The sequence below is a fragment of the Roseinatronobacter monicus genome, from assembly GCF_006716865.1.
Classification (GTDB): domain Bacteria; phylum Pseudomonadota; class Alphaproteobacteria; order Rhodobacterales; family Rhodobacteraceae; genus Roseinatronobacter; species Roseinatronobacter monicus.
This window is the reverse complement of sequence record NZ_VFPT01000001.1, coordinates 82,284-103,016: the sequence shown is the minus strand read 5'-3', so window position 1 is coordinate 103,016 and position 20,733 is coordinate 82,284. Positions and strand designations below refer to the sequence as shown.

Annotated in this window: 14 protein-coding genes and 2 pseudogenes; 4 read left to right on the top strand and 12 right to left on the bottom strand. The window is 55.8% G+C overall.

Annotation, left to right across the window (positions count from 1 at the left end; translation table 11 throughout):
• Positions 1-56 precede the first annotated feature (56 nt).
• Both istA and istB read left to right on the top strand, forming a co-directional pair.
• Complete coding sequence (gene istA, locus BD293_RS00375; protein ID WP_142079312.1) at positions 57-1,310, top strand: IS21 family transposase; 1,254 nt, start codon at positions 57-59, stop codon at positions 1,308-1,310.
• Positions 1,311-1,354: 44 nt separating this feature from the next.
• Positions 1,355-2,152, top strand: coding sequence for an IS21-like element helper ATPase IstB (istB, locus tag BD293_RS00370; RefSeq protein WP_281286599.1), 798 nt, complete (start codon positions 1,355-1,357; stop codon positions 2,150-2,152).
• 66 nt (positions 2,153-2,218) lie between these two features.
• Here the strand turns inward: istB and BD293_RS00365 are convergent.
• From BD293_RS00365 to BD293_RS22575, 3 genes and pseudogenes are all read right to left on the bottom strand, one after another.
• Positions 2,219-2,482 (bottom strand): annotated as a pseudogene (locus BD293_RS00365) (IS5/IS1182 family transposase); the annotation flags it as partial.
• Positions 2,481-4,442: a recombinase family protein gene (locus tag BD293_RS23510; protein ID WP_425467939.1), complete on the bottom strand. Its 1,962-nt coding sequence runs from the start codon at positions 4,440-4,442 to the stop codon at positions 2,481-2,483. The pseudogene BD293_RS00365 and the gene BD293_RS23510, both read right to left, overlap by 2 nt.
• Positions 4,342-4,590: a hypothetical protein gene (locus BD293_RS22575; RefSeq protein WP_170207012.1), complete on the bottom strand. Its 249-nt coding sequence runs from the start codon at positions 4,588-4,590 to the stop codon at positions 4,342-4,344. Before BD293_RS22575 ends, BD293_RS23510 begins: the two co-directional genes overlap by 101 nt.
• A gap of 87 nt (positions 4,591-4,677) precedes the next feature.
• Between BD293_RS22575 and BD293_RS00355 the strand changes: the two are divergent.
• Positions 4,678-4,995, top strand: a pseudogene (locus tag BD293_RS00355) (IS1634 family transposase); the annotation flags it as partial.
• 218 nt (positions 4,996-5,213) lie between these two features.
• Here the strand turns inward: BD293_RS00355 and BD293_RS00350 are convergent.
• Entirely contained in the window at positions 5,214-6,536 is a 1,323-nt protein-coding gene (locus tag BD293_RS00350) for an IS5 family transposase (RefSeq protein WP_142084173.1), read from the bottom strand.
• 80 nt (positions 6,537-6,616) lie between these two features.
• Here BD293_RS00350 and BD293_RS00345 point away from each other — a divergent pair, with 80 nt between their 5' ends.
• The gene (locus BD293_RS00345) at positions 6,617-7,645 is read left to right on the top strand and encodes an IS110 family RNA-guided transposase (protein WP_142079309.1); all 1,029 of its coding nucleotides are present in this window, start codon (positions 6,617-6,619) and stop codon (positions 7,643-7,645) included.
• Between the two features lie 344 nt (positions 7,646-7,989).
• Here BD293_RS00345 and BD293_RS00340 read toward each other — a convergent pair whose 3' ends face one another.
• From BD293_RS00340 to BD293_RS00305, 8 genes are all read right to left on the bottom strand, one after another.
• Entirely contained in the window at positions 7,990-9,678 is a 1,689-nt protein-coding gene (locus tag BD293_RS00340; RefSeq protein WP_142079310.1) for an IS1634 family transposase, read from the bottom strand.
• Positions 9,679-10,107: 429 nt separating this feature from the next.
• Positions 10,108-11,136, bottom strand: a complete 1,029-nt coding sequence (locus tag BD293_RS00335) for an IS110 family RNA-guided transposase (protein ID WP_142079309.1) — start codon at positions 11,134-11,136, stop codon at positions 10,108-10,110.
• A 276-nt stretch (positions 11,137-11,412) separates the two neighbouring features.
• On the bottom strand, positions 11,413-12,399 hold the full coding sequence (locus BD293_RS00330) for an IS4 family transposase (RefSeq protein ID WP_170207017.1): 987 nt from the start codon (positions 12,397-12,399) through the stop codon (positions 11,413-11,415).
• 98 nt (positions 12,400-12,497) lie between these two features.
• On the bottom strand, positions 12,498-14,144 hold the full coding sequence (locus BD293_RS00325; protein ID WP_142079307.1) for an IS1634 family transposase: 1,647 nt from the start codon (positions 14,142-14,144) through the stop codon (positions 12,498-12,500).
• A 577-nt stretch (positions 14,145-14,721) separates the two neighbouring features.
• On the bottom strand, positions 14,722-16,173 hold the full coding sequence (locus BD293_RS00320) for a tetratricopeptide repeat protein (protein WP_142079306.1): 1,452 nt from the start codon (positions 16,171-16,173) through the stop codon (positions 14,722-14,724).
• 70 nt (positions 16,174-16,243) lie between these two features.
• Positions 16,244-16,561, bottom strand: a complete 318-nt coding sequence (locus BD293_RS00315; RefSeq protein WP_142079305.1) for a hypothetical protein — start codon at positions 16,559-16,561, stop codon at positions 16,244-16,246.
• Positions 16,562-16,751: 190 nt separating this feature from the next.
• Positions 16,752-17,603, bottom strand: coding sequence for a glycine zipper family protein (locus BD293_RS00310; protein WP_142079304.1), 852 nt, complete (start codon positions 17,601-17,603; stop codon positions 16,752-16,754).
• Positions 17,604-17,621: 18 nt separating this feature from the next.
• On the bottom strand, positions 17,622-20,630 hold the full coding sequence (locus tag BD293_RS00305) for a porin family protein (RefSeq protein ID WP_142079303.1): 3,009 nt from the start codon (positions 20,628-20,630) through the stop codon (positions 17,622-17,624).
• Between the last annotated feature and the right edge of the window lie 103 nt (positions 20,631-20,733).

Here is a 20,733-nt window from a genome sequence, read left to right as displayed (position 1 = left end):
CTGAACATCAGTCGCGCATAATTCCCCCTGTGAATGGCCAAGGGAAAGGCTTGCAGGTGGTTAGACTGAGGGAGATCGTGATGATCTTGGAATTGAAGCGACAAGGCTTGGGTGTCAGTGCAATTGCACGGCAAACTGGTCTGGACCGTAAGACGGTCAGGAAATATCTCGAGCGGGGCCTTGAAGCACCGATCTATGGACCCCGAGAGCCGGGTGATCGGCTGGCTGAACGATTTCGATCATATTTGTCAGATCGGCTTGAAGCCTTCCCAGGCCTGTCAGCGCGCAGGTTGCATCGCGAGATCAAGGCGATGGGATATGAGGGCGCCTATTCGACACTGACAGAATATCTGCGGTTGATCCGCCCAGCAACTCCACGGCAGTTTGAGCGGCGGTTCGAGACACCTGCAGGCAAGCAAGCGCAGGTGGATTTTGCCGAGTTCCAGGTGGCGTTCACCTCCGAGCCCGGCGTGATGCGCAAGGTCTGGCTGTTCAGCATGGTGCTGGGGCACAGTCGCTGGCTCTGGGGGCGGTTCTGTCCCAACCAGACGCTGGAAACGGTGATGCGCTGCCACATCACTGCATTCGACATGATGGGTGGGGTCTGCACAGAGATCCTCTATGACCGGATGAAGACGGCGGTCATCGGTGAAGATGCCGCAGGTGTCGTGACCTATAATGAGTCACTGGTCGCGCTGCTGGCCCATTACGGGTCTGCGCCGCGCGCATGCCAGCCTTATCGGGCCAAAACCAAGGGTAAGGTTGAACGCCCCTTCCGCTATGTGCGGCAGGATTTCTTTCTGGGTCGAAGCTTCCGCGATCTTGATGATTTGAACGCCCAGTTCGAAGAGTGGCGCACAACAATTGCCAATCCACGCATCCATGCGACAACGCAGCGGATTGTCGATGAACACTTCGCCGAGGAGCAACCGCATTTGCTGGCCTTGCCTGCGCGCCCATATGAGGCTGTTCTCACTGTCGAGCGCCGTATCAGCCATGAAGGCATGGTTTCTGTGGGGGGCAATTACTACAGCGTGCCCGACACTGCACGCCGCCGAATTGTCGAAGTCCAGAACCATCCCGCCGAGGTGCGCATCTTCGAAGATGGTCAGTTGATCGCCAGCCATCCCGTGCTGGAGGGGAAGCGGCAGCGTAGGGTAGATCCCGGCCATCGCAAACCCGTCCCGCCTGCACGACGCGCCCTTCAACTGCCGGCGTCCCCGGTTGATGCGGCGGTCGCCCGACGCCCCCTGGCCTTCTATGAAGCCGTTGGTCGTCGTCTCGCCAGTGGCGTGGAGGTGCGGTCATGATCTCAGTGACAGAACGGATCCGGCAAAGCCTTGTTGGCTTACACATGGCCCGCGCGCTTGAAGCCCTGGATCAGATTCTTGGTCGTCTGGAGAAGGGCGAGATCAGCGCCATTGAGGCAATTGATGAACTGCTGGCCGAAGAACTCAGCCTCAGAGAGAACCGCAGAATTGGTGTCGCGCTGCGCACGGCACGCCTGATGCCGATCAAAACACTGGAAAGCTTCGACTTCTCGTTTCAGCCCTCGCTGGATCGTCATAGGATCATGGCGCTGGTAGAGCTGGAGTTCATCCGGCGCGCTGAAGTCGTGCATTTCCTTGGCCCGCCAGGGACGGGCAAGAGTCATCTCGCGACAGCCATCGGAGTTGCGGCGGTGAAAGCCGGGCGGAGCGTCTATCGCTGCACGCTGGTCGACATGATTGAGGCCCTGACCAAGGCAGAGCGCGAAGGGCGCCTTGTGGACAAGCTCAGGTTCTATGCACGTGCCTCCCTGCTGATCGTTGATGAAATCGGCTATCTCCCCATCACTCCCGGTGGCGCGAACCTGTTCTTTCAGCTGGTGAATGCTCGATATGAAAAAGGCGCCATGATCCTGACCTCAAACCGCGGCTTCGCAGAATGGGGTGAAATCTTCGGCGATCCGGTAGTCGCAACAGCTCTACTAGATCGTCTATTGCATCATGCCGTTGTGGTTCAGATTGAGGGGGCCAGTTACCGCCTTCGGCATCACACGGATCTGATACCTGAGCATACACGTGCGCATGCCAGCATCACGCCCCCACCGCCGCCAAAACGCAGAGGCAGGCCACCCAAGAACGGAGGCGCTGATCAACTCAACGGCTGATCACCAAACCCGTGAGGTGGGGAATTTTGCTCCAGCACTTCTGGGGAATTTTAATCCAGCATTTACAACATCGGCCTCATGGGCCAGCGCCACCAGCTTCTGGCGCGCGCGTTCATAGAGCCGCGCATCGGTCGGATAGGCGATATTCTTCTCCATCACCGTGGTGTCGACCGACACGCGCTCAAGGCTTTTGTCATTCACAGCGCCAGACGCGCGCCCGGCCTCAATTGTCTTGGTCAGCAGCCATTCGGCACCTTCCTCACCAATTCGATTGCGCCAGCGTGTGAGCGATGATGGATCGATAGGTGGGCGGTGCTGAAAGAAGGTCTCAATAATACAGGGTCGCTTGAGGCATGCCGATGGCTTCGGCTAATTCTCGGATTGTCCACTCGTCGGGTTCGCGCACAATCATCGCTGAGGCGCTGGGTTTTTTGCGCTGTGGTTTGGCGATGCCCGCCGCAACCAGGCGGTGGCGGACCATTTCGGGGGTATAGGTGTTACGACGCTTGGGGGGGACAAAGCCTTCTTCGTTGAGAATATTGGCAATGCAGCGGCTACTGTGGCCAGCTTCGTAGAGTTCCTTCATGCGCGCAATCAGTGCCGGATAGCTGCTGAGCGCGGTGATCCGCGCGACAGGACGGATCACCTTGTGCATCGTTTGATTGCCGCCATGCCAATGACACGTGACCTCCACATGCTCGGTGTCATCAACCATCTTGATGATAACCCTTTCGAGCAGCAGCCGTACAATTTCCTGTCGTTCTCTTTGTGTGGTTGTTGCCGCCTGCCAAAGCGCGGGGAGATCTTGGGTAAGGGTACGGATCGCCTCCAGTTCAGTGCGGCTCGGTGCTTGCAGACGTTCGCGCTGGAAGCGGTCATAATCAACCATGAGGCGCGCTTGGCTCGCCAGCGCCTCTTCCCAACTCTTCTCGAGACTACGCGCAACCAGTCGGTTCTCTGGCTCGACGCTGGCATAACTCCGCCGGGCGCGATCAACCTCGAATTGGGCGCGCTCAAGACGCTGCTGCCATTGACGATCGAGAGATTTGCGTTCCGCTTCAAGGTCGCTGGCGACCGCAAGACTGATCTCGAGCGCGGCTGGTTCCAGCGATCGCAGGATAGCGCGCGACACAGCCTCATCAACCGGGGCCGCTTTAAGCGACTGACAGATTGGTTCTGCGTAGGCCATGTGCATGCCATTGCAGATGTAGCGCGCGACTTGACCATTGTTGTTATAGGTTGGCTGCATCCTCAAGCCGCACGCGCCACAAATCACCATGCCCGATAGCAAAGCGCTTCCAGCCCGGACCGGCCCCTGCGCGCTCGGCAGGTTGGCCCTAATCTGCGCTTGGATGCTCTCGAATTGCTCCAAGCTGATATAGGCCGGCAACCGGTCTGGCAGAAACACCTCGACATTGTCCGGCGCCTTCACGCAGCGCCCGGTTCCAGGACGCCCCGGCTTCTGGCGCCGCCTGTCGACGGGCCGCGCACCCCAGGCATACACACCGGCATAAATAGGATTGTTGAACAGGTTATGCAGCGTGGCTCGGCTTGGGCGGCGCCACTCAAGATCACCCTTGGTCGGGCCATCTTTCCTGCGTATCGGCATCTGTATATTGTGCTCGTTCAGATACCGCAGCACACCTCCAACCGACCGCAGCCGCTCAAACAAATCAAAGATAAGACGGATGACGCCCTGGGCCTGTTCATCAGGTTCGAAGATGACCTCCCCCGACGGGCGCGCTACATAACCCGCTGGCAAACTCTTTGCGAGTTCGCCGCGCCGGGCCTTCGCACGTCGCCCCTCCAGCATTCTTGCCTTGATAATATGCAGTTCGGCCTCGCTCATTGTCCCCTTTAAGCCTAACAGGAGCCTATCGTTGAAATTCGATGGGTCGTAAACGCCATCGGCATCCGCAATCAATGTATCGAATAGGGAGCAAATCTCCAACAACTGGTGCCAGTCCCGGCACGAGCGCGCAAGCCGTGACATCTCGACCCCAAGGACCAATCCGACACGACCCAGTCCGACTTCTGCTACCAGCCGCTGAAAGCCAAGCCGTCCCTCGATCGAGGCGCCCGAGCGTCCCAGATCATCGTCGACCACGACGATCGCTTCCCGCGGCCAGCCAAGTGCGAAAGCCCGGTCAACCAGAGCGTATTGCAGCCGTGTCGATTCCTGATTGCGCTCAACCTGCTGCAGCGTTGATTGGCGAATATAAACGATCGCTTGGCGATCGCGATGCTGTCCGCAGACTTTCTCGGGTAAACTCTGGGCGCGCGGGACCATGATCGATTCTGACGTCATCATCGCTCTCCTTGGTCTCGATCGCGCTGCGGATCTGGCGCAGCGCCATCCGCCCCAACAGTGCGATGGCCTCCTGCCGTCGATCCAACGGCAGCATCTGAAATTCTGGAACTGACGGTACTTCGCTCATCGCGTGATCCCATCCAGCGTGCGAGCGCGCGAAGCGCTTCAAATCCGATTCTGGGGGGATCATCATGCTCTGTCAAGTTATAAGAGGCAGGCTCTATGGTATATCGAGCGGGGCTTTCGCGTCCTGAAATCTGACATCGAGATCGCGCCAGTTCATCACAGATTGCCCGACCGTATCCGCGCCCATGCGCTGATCTGCTTTCTGGCCCTCACCCTGCACCGAGTCATGCGCATGCGCCTGAAGGCCAAAGGCCATCACGCAAGTCCTCAGCTCGCCCTCGACATCCTGTCGCGCATTCAGAAACACACGGCATATGCCGGAAGCCGCAGCTTCCAAGGAATAAGCAACACCACACCGGAGCAACTGGACCTCTTCGAAACACTCAACCTGCCAAAACCCACCTGACAGCGCTCTTGTTGTAACATTTTTGGCCATTCGGCCTAAATGAAATCAGACACTTATCGGTTTTGTTGATTAACTTGGGATACACCACTCATGTTGGCACTTTGATGCCTCTCGGGGAAGGGCGGCAACCATACCATCTTCGGATCACCCAGCTGTCCGAGAATTACTAAAACAGCTGTCCGGGATTTAGTTCATCCTGAACAACGTATTTTGCCTGCTCAAGCGGCTTGTGGCTCGATCTGATTTGTCGGACGGTGCCATATAGCGGCTAAGAGCGCTGCTATGATGAGTCCCAAAATAGCCCTGAGATGGGCCAGCATCTTGCGGATATTGTGGCCGCAGGCACAGAGAACAGCGAAGATCGCATCTCCTCCAGTGCCCTTGAGAGGGCAGCGTGTCAGTCGACCGTCAGTTTTCATGTGTCCGATCTCGGCTTCGATAGCGCTGCGCCTTCGCAACAGTTTTGCCAGCATGGGCGTGATGCCTTTGCGCATGCCACTGATCAACACGCGGGTTCGCGTCACACCATGGCCGCGATAGCCCCGGTCCACGACGGCCAATGATGGGCGGATGTCAGTCAGCACTTCGACCTGATCCAGCGCCTCTTGCAGAGTGTGCCCGTCATATGGGTTGCCGGGCATGGAGCGTGCGCCGACGATGAAGCCTTCCGCGATGGTAGCGGCGACGGAGACCTTGGTGCCGAACTCGTAGCGCACACGCGCCTTGCCTTTCGAGATGCAATCGACCTCGGGTTCATGCAGGCTGTAGATCTTGTTCTTGTCTTTCGGCTTCTGGGCCAGAAGCCGTCCGGTCAGCACGAGAGCATCGCAGATTTGCTCACGCAGCGCTCCATCTGGAATGCCGCTCAGATGACGGCGCAAGTCGCGCATGACCCGCCCCGTGTAGCCTTTCAGCTTTTTCAATGCCTTGCGCATCCGCTTGAATTGTTTCGCGTGAGCATAGCGGCCGACCTGTCGCGCCAGACGCGGGGCAAGACGTGCGTAGCTCTGGCGTAGATCGACATCGGCCTCATGGGCCAGCGCCACCAGCTTCTGGCGCGCGCGTTCATAGAGCCGCGCATCGGTCGGATAGGCGATATTCTTCTCCATCACCGTGGTGTCGACCGACACGCGCTTAAGGCTTTTGTCATTCACAGCGCCAGACGCGCGCCCGGCCTCAATGGTCTTGGTCAGCAGCCATTCGGCACCTTCCTCACCAATTCGATTGCGCCAGCGTGTGAGCGATGATGGATCGATAGGTGGGCGGTGCTGGAAGAAGGTCTCACCGCAGAAATGCTGATAATAGGGGTTCTCCACCCAGCGCGCGACCACGGCCTCATCCGACAGCTTGTAGGCATGCTGGAGATAGAGAAGCCCTGCCACCAGACGCGATGGGGTTGCAGGTCGTCCCTCTTGCGAGGGAAAGAACCCAGCCCATTCGCGCTCAAAGAAACCCCGGTCAATCAAATCCGCCAGCTTCACCAGTTCATGGCGCATATCGATGATCTCGACCAGCCGCGCGCGGAACACCCAAGATGGTATGGTTGCCGCCCTTCCCCGAGAGGCATCAAAGTGCCAACATGAGTGGTGTATAGGCCACAGAAATAGAGAAGGACGGCGAGATGTACGATACAATGATCGGGGTAGATTTGGCAAAGCGAGTTTTTCATCTGCACGTCGCGTCGATGACAGGGCATGTGAGAGATCGCAAGAAGCTGACGCCATTGCAGTTTCGGCGCTACATGGCGGACGCGCCGAATTGCGTTGTGGTCTTTGAAGCCTGTGGGAGCGCGCATTACTGGGCGCGGCAAATGATGGAGCTGGGTCACGAGGCGCGGATCATCCCGGCGCAGTACGTAAAGCCGTTTGTAAAACGCCATAAAAATGACCGGAATGACGCAGAGGCGATCGTGGTGGCGGCGCAGCGTCCCGAGATGCACTTCACGACGGTGAAGAGTGAACAGCAGCAGGCACGCGCGGTCGTATTTCGGGCGCGCGAACGACTTGTAAATCAGCGCACTGAGCTGGTGAACGCTTTGCGCTCAACGCTCTATGAATACGGGCACACATTCCCTGTGGGATTTGGCCATGTGAAACGGATCGCCGAACTGTTGGAGGCGCCTGAGTGCGACCTTCCTGCTCTTGTCGTAACGGAGTGCCAGGACCTGCTGGCGCAAATTGCTGAGAAAACAGACCGTATCACAGCGAAGGACAAGCTGATCAAGCAACTCGCAAAAGAAAGCGCTGTGGCGCGGCGCCTGCAAACGATGCCGGGTGTGGGGCCGATGACTGCATTGGCGGTTGAGGCTTTCGCACCGGATATGGAGCAATTCTCCTGCGGACGGGACTTTGCGGCCTGGCTGGGATTGGTGCCGTTGCAAAAATCGACCGGTGGCAAGAGCCGTTTGGGTAAGCTGTCCAAGATGGGCCAGGTCGATATCCGACGTTTGCTGATCATCGGGGCGATGTCGCGGATCATCGGGCGGGCGCGTCATACGATTCCAGATGACAGCTGGCTTGGCAGGAAAGTGGCCATGAAGCCGAAGATGCTGGTTGGCATTTCGCTGGCGAACAAGATGGCGCGCCAGATCTGGGCGATGCTGACGAAGAATGAGGATTACAGAGATCCGGCGCTGGTGGGCGCGGCATGACAGCCATGTCGTAACCTGCAAGCGTCGGTGCCAAGGGGAGTGTGAGAGTGCTATGACCTGAATGGGCGCAACGATCGAATAGATCTGGATTGGGAAAACCATAGTTGAACTTTGCGCCAAAAGCGCTTCCCCAAGATTTGGACCCTATCCGCTGATCACCATACCGGCCGCGGCTTCCGGAAACGCCGCTCAGAACAGGCCTGAAAGAAGCACGCAATCGATCACACGCACTGAAACGGTCAAAAGACTCTTGCATCACGGGCGGCAACCAAAGAAGTTTAACACTTATGAGCGTTAAGTGTTTGATTTTCTTGAAACGGGGCTTCAAGAAATGACACAACAGATCAGGCTGGCTGCTTTGGCAGCTCTATGTTCAGCGTCCGGAACAGGTCCAACTGTTCAGGCTCAGGGCGGGTTATTCCGTGATATGCATTCGCACCCACATGGACAGTATGCTTCTGAATCCTGCCCAGTGATTTCAGCAGCCGTGATGGCGACACAGGGCTTTGCGCGGCCCTCAGGCGCATTCGGAGAATGCGGTAGAGAACAAGGGCGAGGAAGCATACAAGGGCGTGGGCGCGGATGCGATCAGGTAGGCGGTGATAGACCGGTGCGATCTCGATTTCGGATTTAAGCACACGAAACCCCCGCTCAATATCAGCGAGTGAACGATAGCGATGGACGACCTCTTCGGGTGTCATATCCGACAGGCTGGTAACCAGAAGGAGCTTTCCATCCAACCGTTCCGCCTGTTCAAGAGCCTCTTCGTCCACGGAATAGGTGAAACTGGGGCTGCCAAGATCGGTCTTAATGAACCGGGTCATCTGTTTTTCCAACAGCGCCTTGTGGAAGCGCTGATAGGCGCCGCGGTCGGAACTACGCCGTCCCCGGCCATTCTCACCGGCATCTTGCGCGTCGAGCTTTCTGGCCAAGGCGTCACCAAGAGCATCAAGCTCAGCGATGATGCTCTGCCGCGCTGCTGTCTGTTCTGCTGCGCGGGCGGCATTATGCGCGATCACCAGGCGACGCTCTTCCCAGAGGGTTTCGGTGATGACATCCTGATCAACCGGGCCATCAGCGCTGTCCAATGCAGGCTGCACCTCGCGCAGGATTTCTGCAAAGGCCGAATATCTGCGGGCTGGGACCGCCAGAATGTAATCCACGCACACGCCTTGTGCGCGGCCCAGTTCTTCCAGGGCGGCAACATTGTCGAGGCTCAGCAGCCCCCGATCTGCCACGATAACAATCCGCCTCAACGCAAAGCGCTTTTGCAGCCGTTGCAGGATCGGGACCAGCGTTCTGGTCTCGGCCACATTGCCCTCGAAGACCTCATGCGCAATCGGCAGGCCTTCGGCCGTCTGGATAACGCCCAAGGCAAACTGACGGCCGATCCCATGGATATCCTTGCTTTGCCCATAGGCGCGCAGGTCATCCTCCAGCTGCGCAGTCCCATGGATGCGAACAGAAGTCACATCATAGAAGACGACGCTCAGGTCCTTATCCAGCAAGGGATGCAGCTGGTTCGCGACCGCCTGCTCCACCGCGTCCTTGTTCTCTTCGAGCGCATCCATGGCGCGCATGAGCTGCATGTGATGAACAGCTTCAGGATCAATGCCGGGCATGCTTGTCTCTGCGCGGAGCCATTCGACAACGCCGATCTTGCTGGTGGGGTCGATCAACCGGTTGAAAACCATCGCCCGCACCAGAGCTTCTGCGTCGAACTGACGGCGTGAGGAGCGCAGGGCGCGGCGCAATGCATCTGACAATCCCAGCTCATGCCAGAGCTGATGGAGCACCCAGACATCCCCAAATGTCTTGGAGCTGTCGAATTTCGGAGGCTCGGGCAGCATTTCTGGTCGGCCTGCCGCGCGCTGAAGGCCGTGGATCAGCGCCGACAGATTTTTCTCGCCCATCTTGTCCAGCCGGCCCAGATTGGCAATGACCTTTTGCTTCACACGCCCTGCCTCGTCGCGGTAGCCCTCGACGATTTGCAGGTAGCTGCGGTTGCCTGATTTTGATACGCGCACACACATGACACGACGATACCGTTATTTTAGCTATCTATCAATAATCAATATTACCATCGCGTGACACAACAACGCTTAAGAGAATTTGCCCTCCAACCCAAAGGAATTCAACACCTTAGCCCTCTAAATCGGCCAGAATCCCGGCCAAAAGTGTTAAACTTCTTTGGTTGCCGCCCGTGATGCAAGAGTCTTTTGACCGTTTCAGTGCGTGTGATCGATTGCGTGCTTCTTTCAGGCCTGTTCTGAGCGGCGTTTCCGGAAGCCGCGGCCGGTATGGTGATCAGCGGATAGGGTCCAAATCTTGGGGAAGCGCTTTTGGCGCAAAGTTCAACTATGGTTTTCCCAATCCAGATCTATTCGATCGTTGCGCCCATTCAGGTCATAGCACTCTCACACTCCCCTTGGCACCGACGCTTGCAGGTTACGACATGGCTGTCATGCCGCGCCCACCAGCGCCGGATCTCTGTAATCCTCATTCTTCGTCAGCATCGCCCAGATCTGGCGCGCCATCTTGTTCGCCAGCGAAATGCCAACCAGCATCTTCGGCTTCATGGCCACTTTCCTGCCAAGCCAGCTGTCATCTGGAATCGTATGACGCGCCCGCCCGATGATCCGCGACATCGCCCCGATGATCAGCAAACGTCGGATATCGACCTGGCCCATCTTGGACAGCTTACCCAAACGGCTCTTGCCACCGGTCGATTTTTGCAACGGCACCAATCCCAGCCAGGCCGCAAAGTCCCGTCCGCAGGAGAATTGCTCCATATCCGGTGCGAAAGCCTCAACCGCCAATGCAGTCATCGGCCCCACACCCGGCATCGTTTGCAGGCGCCGCGCCACAGCGCTTTCTTTTGCGAGTTGCTTGATCAGCTTGTCCTTCGCTGTGATACGGTCTGTTTTCTCAGCAATTTGCGCCAGCAGGTCCTGGCACTCCGTTACGACAAGAGCAGGAAGGTCGCACTCAGGCGCCTCCAACAGTTCGGCGATCCGTTTCACATGGCCAAATCCCACAGGGAATGTGTGCCCGTATTCATAGAGCGTTGAGCGCAAAGCGTTCACCAGCTCAGTGCGCTGATTTACAAGTCGTTCGCGCGCCCGAAATACGACCGCGCGTGCCTGCTGCTGTTCACTCTTCACCGTCGTGAAGTGCATCTCGGGACGCTGCGCCGCCACCACGATCGCCTCTGCGTCATTCCGGTCATTTTTATGGCGTTTTACAAACGGCTTTACGTACTGCGCCGGGATGATCCGCGCCTCGTGACCCAGCTCCATCATTTGCCGCGCCCAGTAATGCGCGCTCCCACAGGCTTCAAAGACCACAACGCAATTCGGCGCGTCCGCCATGTAGCGCCGAAACTGCAATGGCGTCAGCTTCTTGCGATCTCTCACATGCCCTGTCATCGACGCGACGTGCAGATGAAAAACTCGCTTTGCCAAATCTACCCCGATCATTGTATCGTACATCTCGCCGTCCTTCTCTATTTCTGTGGCCTATACACCACTCATGTTGGCACTTTGATGCCTCTCGGGGAAGGGCGGCAACCATACCATCTTGGGGGAACAGATCGTCTTGCTCTGGACCCTTCGGTTTTGCCTTCATCGCCCACCCCGAAATTGCAAGGTTTTGGCCCAGATTATACGAAACCTTGCAATAAAAGGCGATAAGAAACGTTCATTTCGCAAGCATAATCAGGATGTTGAGGGTTGTTCAGGGCGAACGATCACGGTACACGACTCCGCTCATTTTGAAGTGATCACTGGCCTTCGAGGGCAAGTCTTTGCCCAAGCGTTGATGGCCTTATCCGGTTGATGGATGATCCATTTTCGCAGAACATCGAGACCTGTTCGGAACCAGGACTTTTCACGCCTTCCATGCTGCTTTTTGCGAATGGTGCCCCGGCCCATGACGCAGGTCGCGCAACGATACGCCCATGTCACGGCGAGTGCGACAATCACGAGTAAACTGGCAAGCTTTTGGGGGTCGGTGATATGGGTATCTTCGATATTGAAGCCGCGTGTTTTTGCGTCCCCGAACATACACTCAATGCCCCATCGCTTACGGTAGAGGTCGAGGCCCTTTTCGGCCTTTTCCGTGTTGGTTGCGACTATGAGCAACTCTCCGTCGATGCGTTTGCCGGCAACCCGCAGACGATCTTCAGGTGACGCTTCCATGCCATTTAGCCAGCCTTCCCAGTTGCCGCGCTTTGGTTTGCGAAGAAGAGTCCGGAACTGGCGGCGCGTGCCATCAGCGAGGTGGATCACCATGTCCTCTTTGATCCGTATGGCAAAGGGAATATTGTTTTTATTGAGAAAATGCATCCACTGCGTTCCGACAAACTCGCGATCCGCCAACAGAATGCGGATAGAGGATACTCCGAACAATCGCAGATATCGATCCATGAGTGCGCTGCGCTCAGGGGTGCCCGAATTGCCTGCATGATCCAAAAGCGTCCACATGAGTGGCACGCGAAAGCGGCGCGTGACGATGGCGAGGACAAGGATATTGATATCGCGCGATCCCAGCTTCCAATTCGTTCTATCCAGCGCCAACACGTTGGGTCGGTTCAGTAAGTTCAGCATCTGCATGATCAGAAGCGCGGCGGTGTCACTGTCGAGCCGCACATGCTGAAAGAAACGCTGCAGGCGCCGGTAATTTGATTCATGTTTGGCACACCCCGGAAACTGACTTGCCAGATGCGACAGGTTGACCGTCCGACAATTTGCCAAGCCAAAGAGCAGTACGGCTAGCCCGGGTTCGACAGTTAATCGCGTAAGTGATTGATATTATTGACACGGAAATCGTGTTTGTGTGACTACATTGCCGGTCAGGCAGGTTTTCTGAGGCCCATGGCCTCGAAGAGGTCCAGTTGCTCCTGAGTTGTTTTGCTGGTGCCGTTGAATGTGCGATCCCCGATATGGGCGGTGTGCTTCTGGATGCGTGCAAGAAGGTCCAAAGCGGTGCGCGGGCTAGCGTTATGTCTTTGGGCCTTCAAGCGCATGCGCATGACGCGGTAAATGGTCAAAGCCATGAAGCAGATCAGCGCGTGGGCACGGATGCGATCTGGCAGTCTGTGATGAACCGGTGCGATCTCGATGTCAGATTTCAGCACGCGGAAACCACGCTCGATATCTGCTAAAGAACGATAGCGCTCGACCGCTTCGGCTGGTGTCAGGTCTGGGGCATTGGTGATCAGCGCGAGCTTGCCATCGAATAACTGCGCATCGGCAATGGCGTCTTCATCGGTGCTCCAGGAGAACCGGTCTGCGGTCAGATCAGGCTTCACAAAGCGCGTCATTTCGGCCTCAGCGACGGCGCGGGTGAAGCGGCTATAGGCCCCGCGGTCGGAAGCACGACGCCCCTGTGCGGTTATACCATCATCCTGGGCATCGAGTTTTGTGACCATCTTCTCGGCCATGGCTTCCAGCTCAGCGATGCGCGCACGGCGCTTATCGCTTTGCTCAGCTGCGCGCAGTTGATCATGGGCAACGATCAGACGATGATCGGCAAACTGCGCCTCGGCCAAACCCTCTTCATCGAAGCTCAGCTCTCGGAAAGTGCCGGTCAATTCGCTATATCGCCTGGCAGGCACCGCCAGGATGAACTCCAGCTTGCGCGCGCTCTGATTGGCCATATCCGTCAGATGATGAATGTTGTCGAGGCTCAGCAAACCGCGGTCTGCCACCAGGATGACGCGGTCAATGGGGAAGCGTTTCAGAACGGTCTCCAGCATGGCTTGCAGTGTTTTTGTCTCGGCGACATTGCCGGGATGGACTGTATGCATGAGCGGCAGGCCATCGGCCGTCTGCACAATGCCCAAGACGAACTGACGGGCGATGCCGCCGCGCTCCTTGTTCATCCCAAACGCCCGGATGTCATCCTCGACCGCGCCTTCCCCATGGATGCGCACTGTGGTCAGGTCATAGAAGACAACAGCCAGGTCGCGATCGACCAAGGGCCGTATCTGACGCGCCAAGGCATCCTCTACCGCCTCGGCATTGTCCATGAGCGCATCCATGGCGCGCAGCAATTTCTGGTGCGTCACGCCATCAGGCATCGCGGGGAGGGCAACAGTTTCCAGCCAGCGCAGGCAGCCCAATTTGCTGTCAGGTTCACACAACCGGTTGAACACCATGGCGCGTATAAGCGCTTCGGCGTCAAACTCCCGGCGGCTGGAACGCAGTGCGCGGCTGAGCGCCTTCTGAAATCCCAGTTCGCACCAGAGTTCATGAAGGGCAAAGACATTGCCATGTGCCCGGCCTGCTTCTTGAATGATCTCTGACGATGTATTCTCCGTGCGCCCAAGCGCACGGTTCAGACCATTGATCAGCGGGTCGAGCTTGTCGGGGCTCAACCTGTCCAGCCGTCCGAGATTGGCAATGACGCGCACACGCACCTGCCCGCGGTCGTTGCGGAAGGACTCGACCAGTTGCAGGTATTGGCGGTCGCCGGTTTTGGTGATGCGCGTATACATTGTGTAGCGAAGATATCAGGTGAATCACCCACAAATCAACAGAATTCAGAACATAGTGTGTGACTACAAAGCTTCTGGGAAACTGCCCGTAGCGCCAAGCTAACCCTTTGAATTTTCAAGAGCCGTCCTGCGACGCCCACTCAAATCACGCTCAGAGGTGTCGAAGTCCGGGGCTAGGGCTTCAAGGCGCGTCTTGCTCAGATCAAAATGCGGACGTAGAGTTTCCAGTAGCGGGGTGAGAAGGCGTTCGAGCATCGCGAAGATCCTTGTGGTAGAGAATCTTCAAAATCGAATCCAAATCACCCCGCAACGCAACAGCGTCGTGTACCGTGGCGAACGATTTAGTGAAATCCCTGTCCGGTATTTCTGAAATCCGCAGCAAAATACCCTCGGCGGAAAAAACATGGCTACTGTTCAAAGTCTTGGTTGAGGACAGGCCTCGATGAGTTGCGCCGCCGAATCCGAACTGGCGGCAGCGCCCTCATCAGCGGTCAAAAATACGCCATCAGAAAACATTTCAGGCCGCGAGTCGCGTAGTATGCGAACCTGGGGGGCTTGGGCTTATTCATGCCACCCATCAAGGCCGCAAAAGGCTCGAAATAAGGTCTAACATTTCCTCCGACTCTTGATATCCCTTGGTCACAGCCTTTTCGAACCACCTTTCCGCTAAGGTTAAATCCTCATTCACGCCCCGCCCAGACAAGTAGAGGACCCCTAAATTATGCATAGCCACAACATTACCCTGTTCAGCTGACTCTTTAAACCAAGAAGCTGCAATTTTTTCATCTGAGATCACCGAGTCTCCTTCGGCATACATCAAACCTAAACTTAATTGTGCATCCGCGTTTCCCATAGTTGCCGATTTATAAATTAACTCAAACGAATCCAGATACTCACATTTCTTTACCTCAACCTCAGCACAGAGGGTACCAAGTAAAAACTTGGCGCCTGAGTGATCACGTTGCGAAGATTTCACCAGCCAATCAATTGCCTCTTCATAATCATCATAATGCTGAATAATGAATTGAGCCGCACTAAACCCAGAGCTGGAACTGCCATTTAAATGCGCCTTGTTAAAATAATCTAAGATAAGATCTTTATATTCTCCAGCATGGCCGGAAGTTATAAGAAAATCAGCTGCTTGCAAAAAGATATCTGGATCTCCCTCATCAGGAGACCCAGATAATAATTCAATAACTCTCTCTCTAGAATCTAGACTTTCATAAAGGATTGCAAGGTGTACACTGGCACGCAGATCTCCCGCTGCATGCGCCAGATGAAACCAATCCATGGCTTCAACAACATTTCTTTCAATCATGATTCCCTCAAGATACAAATTCCCAAGAAGAACTTGTGCATCAATGCTCCCAAGCTCTGCTGCCAGCTCGATGCGGCGGAAACCATCATTTCTAGCAACACCGTTGAACATTCCAGCTAGGGCCATAGCGCCCGAAAAAAGCAGAGAATCAGTATGGCCCTCCTCTGCAGCCGCTTGGAGAAGATCTAGAGCCTCGGCATTCTTGTCAAAAACATCAATCAACAAGATCGCTAATTCAAACTGGGCATCAGCGACGCCCCTAGAAGCTGCATAATTATAATATTTAACAGCTTCATCGATATTATCTTCATTATATCGCATCCTAGCCAACTCGAGAGAGGCAAACACATCCCCCGAAGATGCAGCACGCTCAAAGTATTTTGACGCGACTTGCTCACCGTCAGGCCGAAGGCCTGAATCTAAATATATATAACCCAAATACCTACTAGCTTTCGTGTCACCGAGTGTGGAGGCATGATGCAGCCAAAAAATTGCTTCTTCAAGAGTAGACTCAACACCCAATCCAAATTGATAAGCTAAACCTATATATCGCGCCGCCACCGCATCTCCGCCTTCGGCGAGATTATAAAATCTACTCATACTTTCAGAGTACTGCCCGGCATAAAATAAATCTTTAGCAGTAGAAAGCGGCGTAGCCTGAAGCAATGAAGGTGCTGCGGCAAGCAACACGGCATAAACAAGTTTTCTCACTCGGCACACCTTTTCACCAGCACCAAACTTCAGATGGGTTCCTGAATCTTCTTCCAGCTTCGACCACTATTTATGATATTAACAACAGAAACTTAAGAGCGAGACGCATGAGCGCTTTGTGCAGTACCTCCACTACGGAGGCTTCGGTTTCTGTGACCGCGTTACCGTACTCCGTTAGAGATCTTTTAACACCCTCAGCATCTTTCTTATTTCCATTTAACGTATGAGAGCGCACCTCTTTAAATGACTTATGATGAGGGTTCATTTTGATTGTTCGATTTTCGCTTTTTACGAGCACACTGCTTTGGTGATCTTCTTTTGCACACGAAGCCAATAAAAAGCAAATACAAATCGCTGCACCCTTCACCGCATTTAGTCTTAGTGCCATTCATAGCCCCCACGCAGATTGGCGAGGCAACTCTCGTAGGCATTCGTTAATGAATTGGTAATTAACGCTTTTGCCGATATTTGTTGGTCTGCCATCACACAAGGATCATGGGCGCTTCCGACTTTTGGCGCACACGCTGATAAGCCCACAAAAGAAATTAAAATTAACCCAGCACGGCATTCAACCTTCATTATTGCCCCTCCAATAAACTATCATAGCCTTTGCGCACTAACTGTAAAAGGCGAGAACTTTTCTGTAACTCAGAATGAAGTTCCTCACCCGCACCTTGTCGATCTGCGTAAACTGGCGCCAACTCCTGCAAAGCAACATGTCGGAGTTCTGCTCGCTGCCGTAATTCCTTAACCGCTTCAGCAATTTGTTTATCTCGATCGTTATCGACCTGCCTGTTTGGGTGGATCACAGATGGTCTTTGCTCAAGAGCGCGTTGATATTTGTTGAGTAGATTGGCATCGGTCGCCGTTGCTTCTTGATCTTCCCGTGCGGCTTCTAGAATATCTTCGATACTGGATTTCCGAATTAAATATTCTTGATGCTCTCGTATTACTGCTGATGCGGCATGAACTGATACCACGTACCCACCGCTACCGCCAAGGAACGCCCCCAAGACCCCACCTGGGGCGTCAGCCAGTAAAAGACCTATGATCCCTCCCTTCACCGCTCCGACAGCTGCTCCGCGTAGTGCCAACGTTTTTTCTATTTCTCGATATTCCGTCTGACGCCGCAATATCTCATCTTCGACATGCATGAGGGATTTATTATTAGTCGACAGCGGCTTATCTGATGCAGCAGTTAGAGATGGCCGAACATCAAACGATCTCGTTGGAGCTTCGCGCTCATACCCGCTATCTTCCAGACTGGCGGGAGAGACAGACATATCGACATATTGTGTGTTAGAACATGCCGCAGCGATACAGCCCATAGCAACCGTGTAGCTTAAGCGCTTCTTCAGAATACGACTCGGGCGTAGTAAAATATGTATCATAGTCAGGCACCTAGCATCCACAAATGTTTCCTTGAGCATCAAACGGTACTACCGCTTCTAAAACTTACCAATGATGTTCAGAAATAATCCCTCCCTAGCTCGATCAATCCGACGCATGTCATCAGATATCCCTCCCCAAGAATAACCTATACCAATACGGGCATTGGGGTTCACTTCACGATAGACGCCCAGCAAAGCGCCAACTTCAGTTGTATTTGCCTGCGGCGCATGAAACGCTCGAACCTCGCCCATAATATCCCACTTTTGGACGATCCGGTAGTCGAGCCGTGCGATCCCGAGATGGGCTGTTGAACGCGTCGACTCACCGGTGATCCGATCAGTCTGTTCACGATGACGAAAGCCGTACTTAAGTCCCAGCGTCCAACGCTCATCCAGATCGTAATTCATTGCGGCATTCAAGATATGGCTGCGCTGATGCGGACCGCCTATGTTACCATCAATATTGATTTGATCCCCGCCGGGTTGGTCATCAAGAAAAGTATAGCTGAACAGCGCGTTCAAGCGATCATTATCGACTGGTCGGTAGGCATAGCCCAGCTTGCCCTCGATGTAGCGTCCATCTCGCAGGGACATGCCATCGCCGCTTGAGAGCACCAGATCAAGAGCTGCAATCAGGCGCCAGTCATCGCTAGTCTGATAGCCCAGATCGCCGCTGACCAACCAAGAATTCCGTTTTGTGAACCGATCGGGGTTGTCCGAGCGATCACGACGATATTCAGCCCGCAAGCGGTAGTTAACCGAATTTGCATTGTTGTGGGTCAAGCCAAAGGACACACCATCGCGCTTGACAGTGGTACCATCGCTTTCGCGGGTTTCGCCAGTGAGCACGCCCATCGAATAGCTGCGCACCTCATCTGGCGTATAGGTGACGCCATAGGTGCTGGTGAGCGAGCGCCGGTCACGAATTCCGCCCATCACTGTTTCTGTCGTCGCCGACCATGCATCATTGATCTTGCGATCTGCGCCAAAGCTGATGCTCCGCCGCGCGGCACTCGACAGCTCATTCGTGCGCGTACGGTCTTCGCGCAGCCCCAAGCGGTAGCTGGTTGTTGCATTCGGGCGGTAGGTCAGATCGGCGCGACCAGCAAATCCAAGGTTCCCTGTCGAAGCTTCGCCTGACAGTGTCAACGTATCGGTCAAATCAACCTCGCCCCCCGCGCCGATCCGGTTGTCGCGTGCCAGATCACCGCTCTGTCGAACGGTTGCCTGGCCAAAGACCCACAACCGCGCGTCCTCGAACGCATCCCATGTCAGGCGTGCGGCAATATCCGTGCGGGTGCCATTCTCGCCTGTGGGTGCGGCAGCGGCCATATTGCGCTCGGTGCGATGTGCAAGTTCCACTTCAAGCGCCAAATCATCGCGCAGCGGGGTATCCACCCCGATACGCGCTTTCTGTGTGCGTCGATCCGCGCCGCGGCGCGCTTCTTCGGCGCCGAATGTAAGAGTCGCCTGCCCCAGACCAATCGCGCCATCGATCCCGTAGCTGCGCTCGGTCTCGGTCGCATTGTAATCGGGCGACCAGAACCCTGCCTGCCGGTGCTCATACCAGCCGAACACGTGACCTTCGCCGCCAAGATCTGCCAGATCAAGCCGCCCTTCGGCCCGCACACCCAGCGCGCGCTGTCCTCGCACTCCTGCTGCGACCTGGTCATCATCCAAATCAAGTCCGCCGGTCAATGACGGACGCGTATTCAACCCCGGCCCTTCGCTACGCGCAGCGTCCAAGCTGATATACGTTCCCTCATGGCGCTGCACCAGGATATCCGCACCGACCAGCGTGTTATCCGCAAGGCCAGTTGTCTCGCGCGATCCGCTGACCCCAACCCTTACATTCTGAGTGAGCCAAGCCTCCGCGCGCCCACCATATGTGCTGGTCAGAGATGCGCCAGCAGCAGGCACATAGTCGTATTGCGCAATCAGATTGACGTCATAATCGCCCATCGGCCGATCCGACGACAGACCGCTACCGCCTGCTGTTGGGCCCAGTGGTTCATTCAGGATCACCACGCCCTGCACATAATCAATGCGGTAATCGCGCCCCTCAACCAGACGGCGGGTCGAGATGATCCGCCCCGAAACAGGGTCGCGCACTTCAGCGATCAGTGTTTCGGTACCTGATTCAATATCGCGCCGCGACAGGAAATAAGAGCTACCCCCCGTGCCGCGGAACACATCGCGTTGTGTCAATCGGTCAATCTGGGCCGCATAGCCTGTTACCGTGGCGCGGGCCTCGCCATTGGGCATTGTCTCGGTCGTCTCGAACCGGCCAGAAAGCCCGTACAGCGTTCGATCCGTGCGGACCACACGGCTCAAGTCGCTTTCAGGGCGGAAATCGCCCCACATGATATGGCTGTTGTCGCGTTCAAGGCGCAGGTAGAACCGCCCCGAGGTCGGCGCAAGGTTCTCGGTTTTGCTGTCGTCGCCTGTAGTTACCCAGACATCGCGATCTTCAATCCCGCGCAGAACCTGATCTGGATGACGGCGCGTAATATTGCGGAACATGTCGCGCATTTCCGTGTCGCGCGTATCGACCGACGCCGTAAGCCGCGTGCCATTGGCATAGACGCCGTCTACAAAGCCCGCAACACGCCCGTAGCGCCAGTTTTCGCCACTGACACGATCACGGCCAAGCGTAATATCGGCAATACCGGTTGCAAAGATATCCCGATGCGGAATCGTGACCGACTGCGCCTGACTTTCATTGCCCGCGTTGATGGTCACATCATGTGTTCCGGGGGGCAAAATACGCTGAATGACAAAGTTGCGCCGGATGTCCGGGACGACCGGTTCGCCCATCAGGCTAAGTTGGCCCCCTGCCGGCATATCTGTGCCAGAGACCGTGATCGCCCCACCACGCACCGGAATACGCCGCCGAGCGGTGCGATCCTCGCCTTCGCCTGCCGCTATGACAGGACCGGTCAGTTCCGATCCGGGCAATTCGCGGTCACTGCGGATCAGAGGCAATGGCACAGTCTCATCACGCCGGCCTTGGGCGTCATACACACGCAAGACATAGGCCATCGCATCGGGCGCATCTGCAGGCATGGTCCAGTTGGCGGTCGCGTTCGGCCCAGTAGATAATATCGCCAGAGGAACGCCAGGACTACGAGCATCAACGACAACAATTTCCGCGTTTTCTATCCAAGCT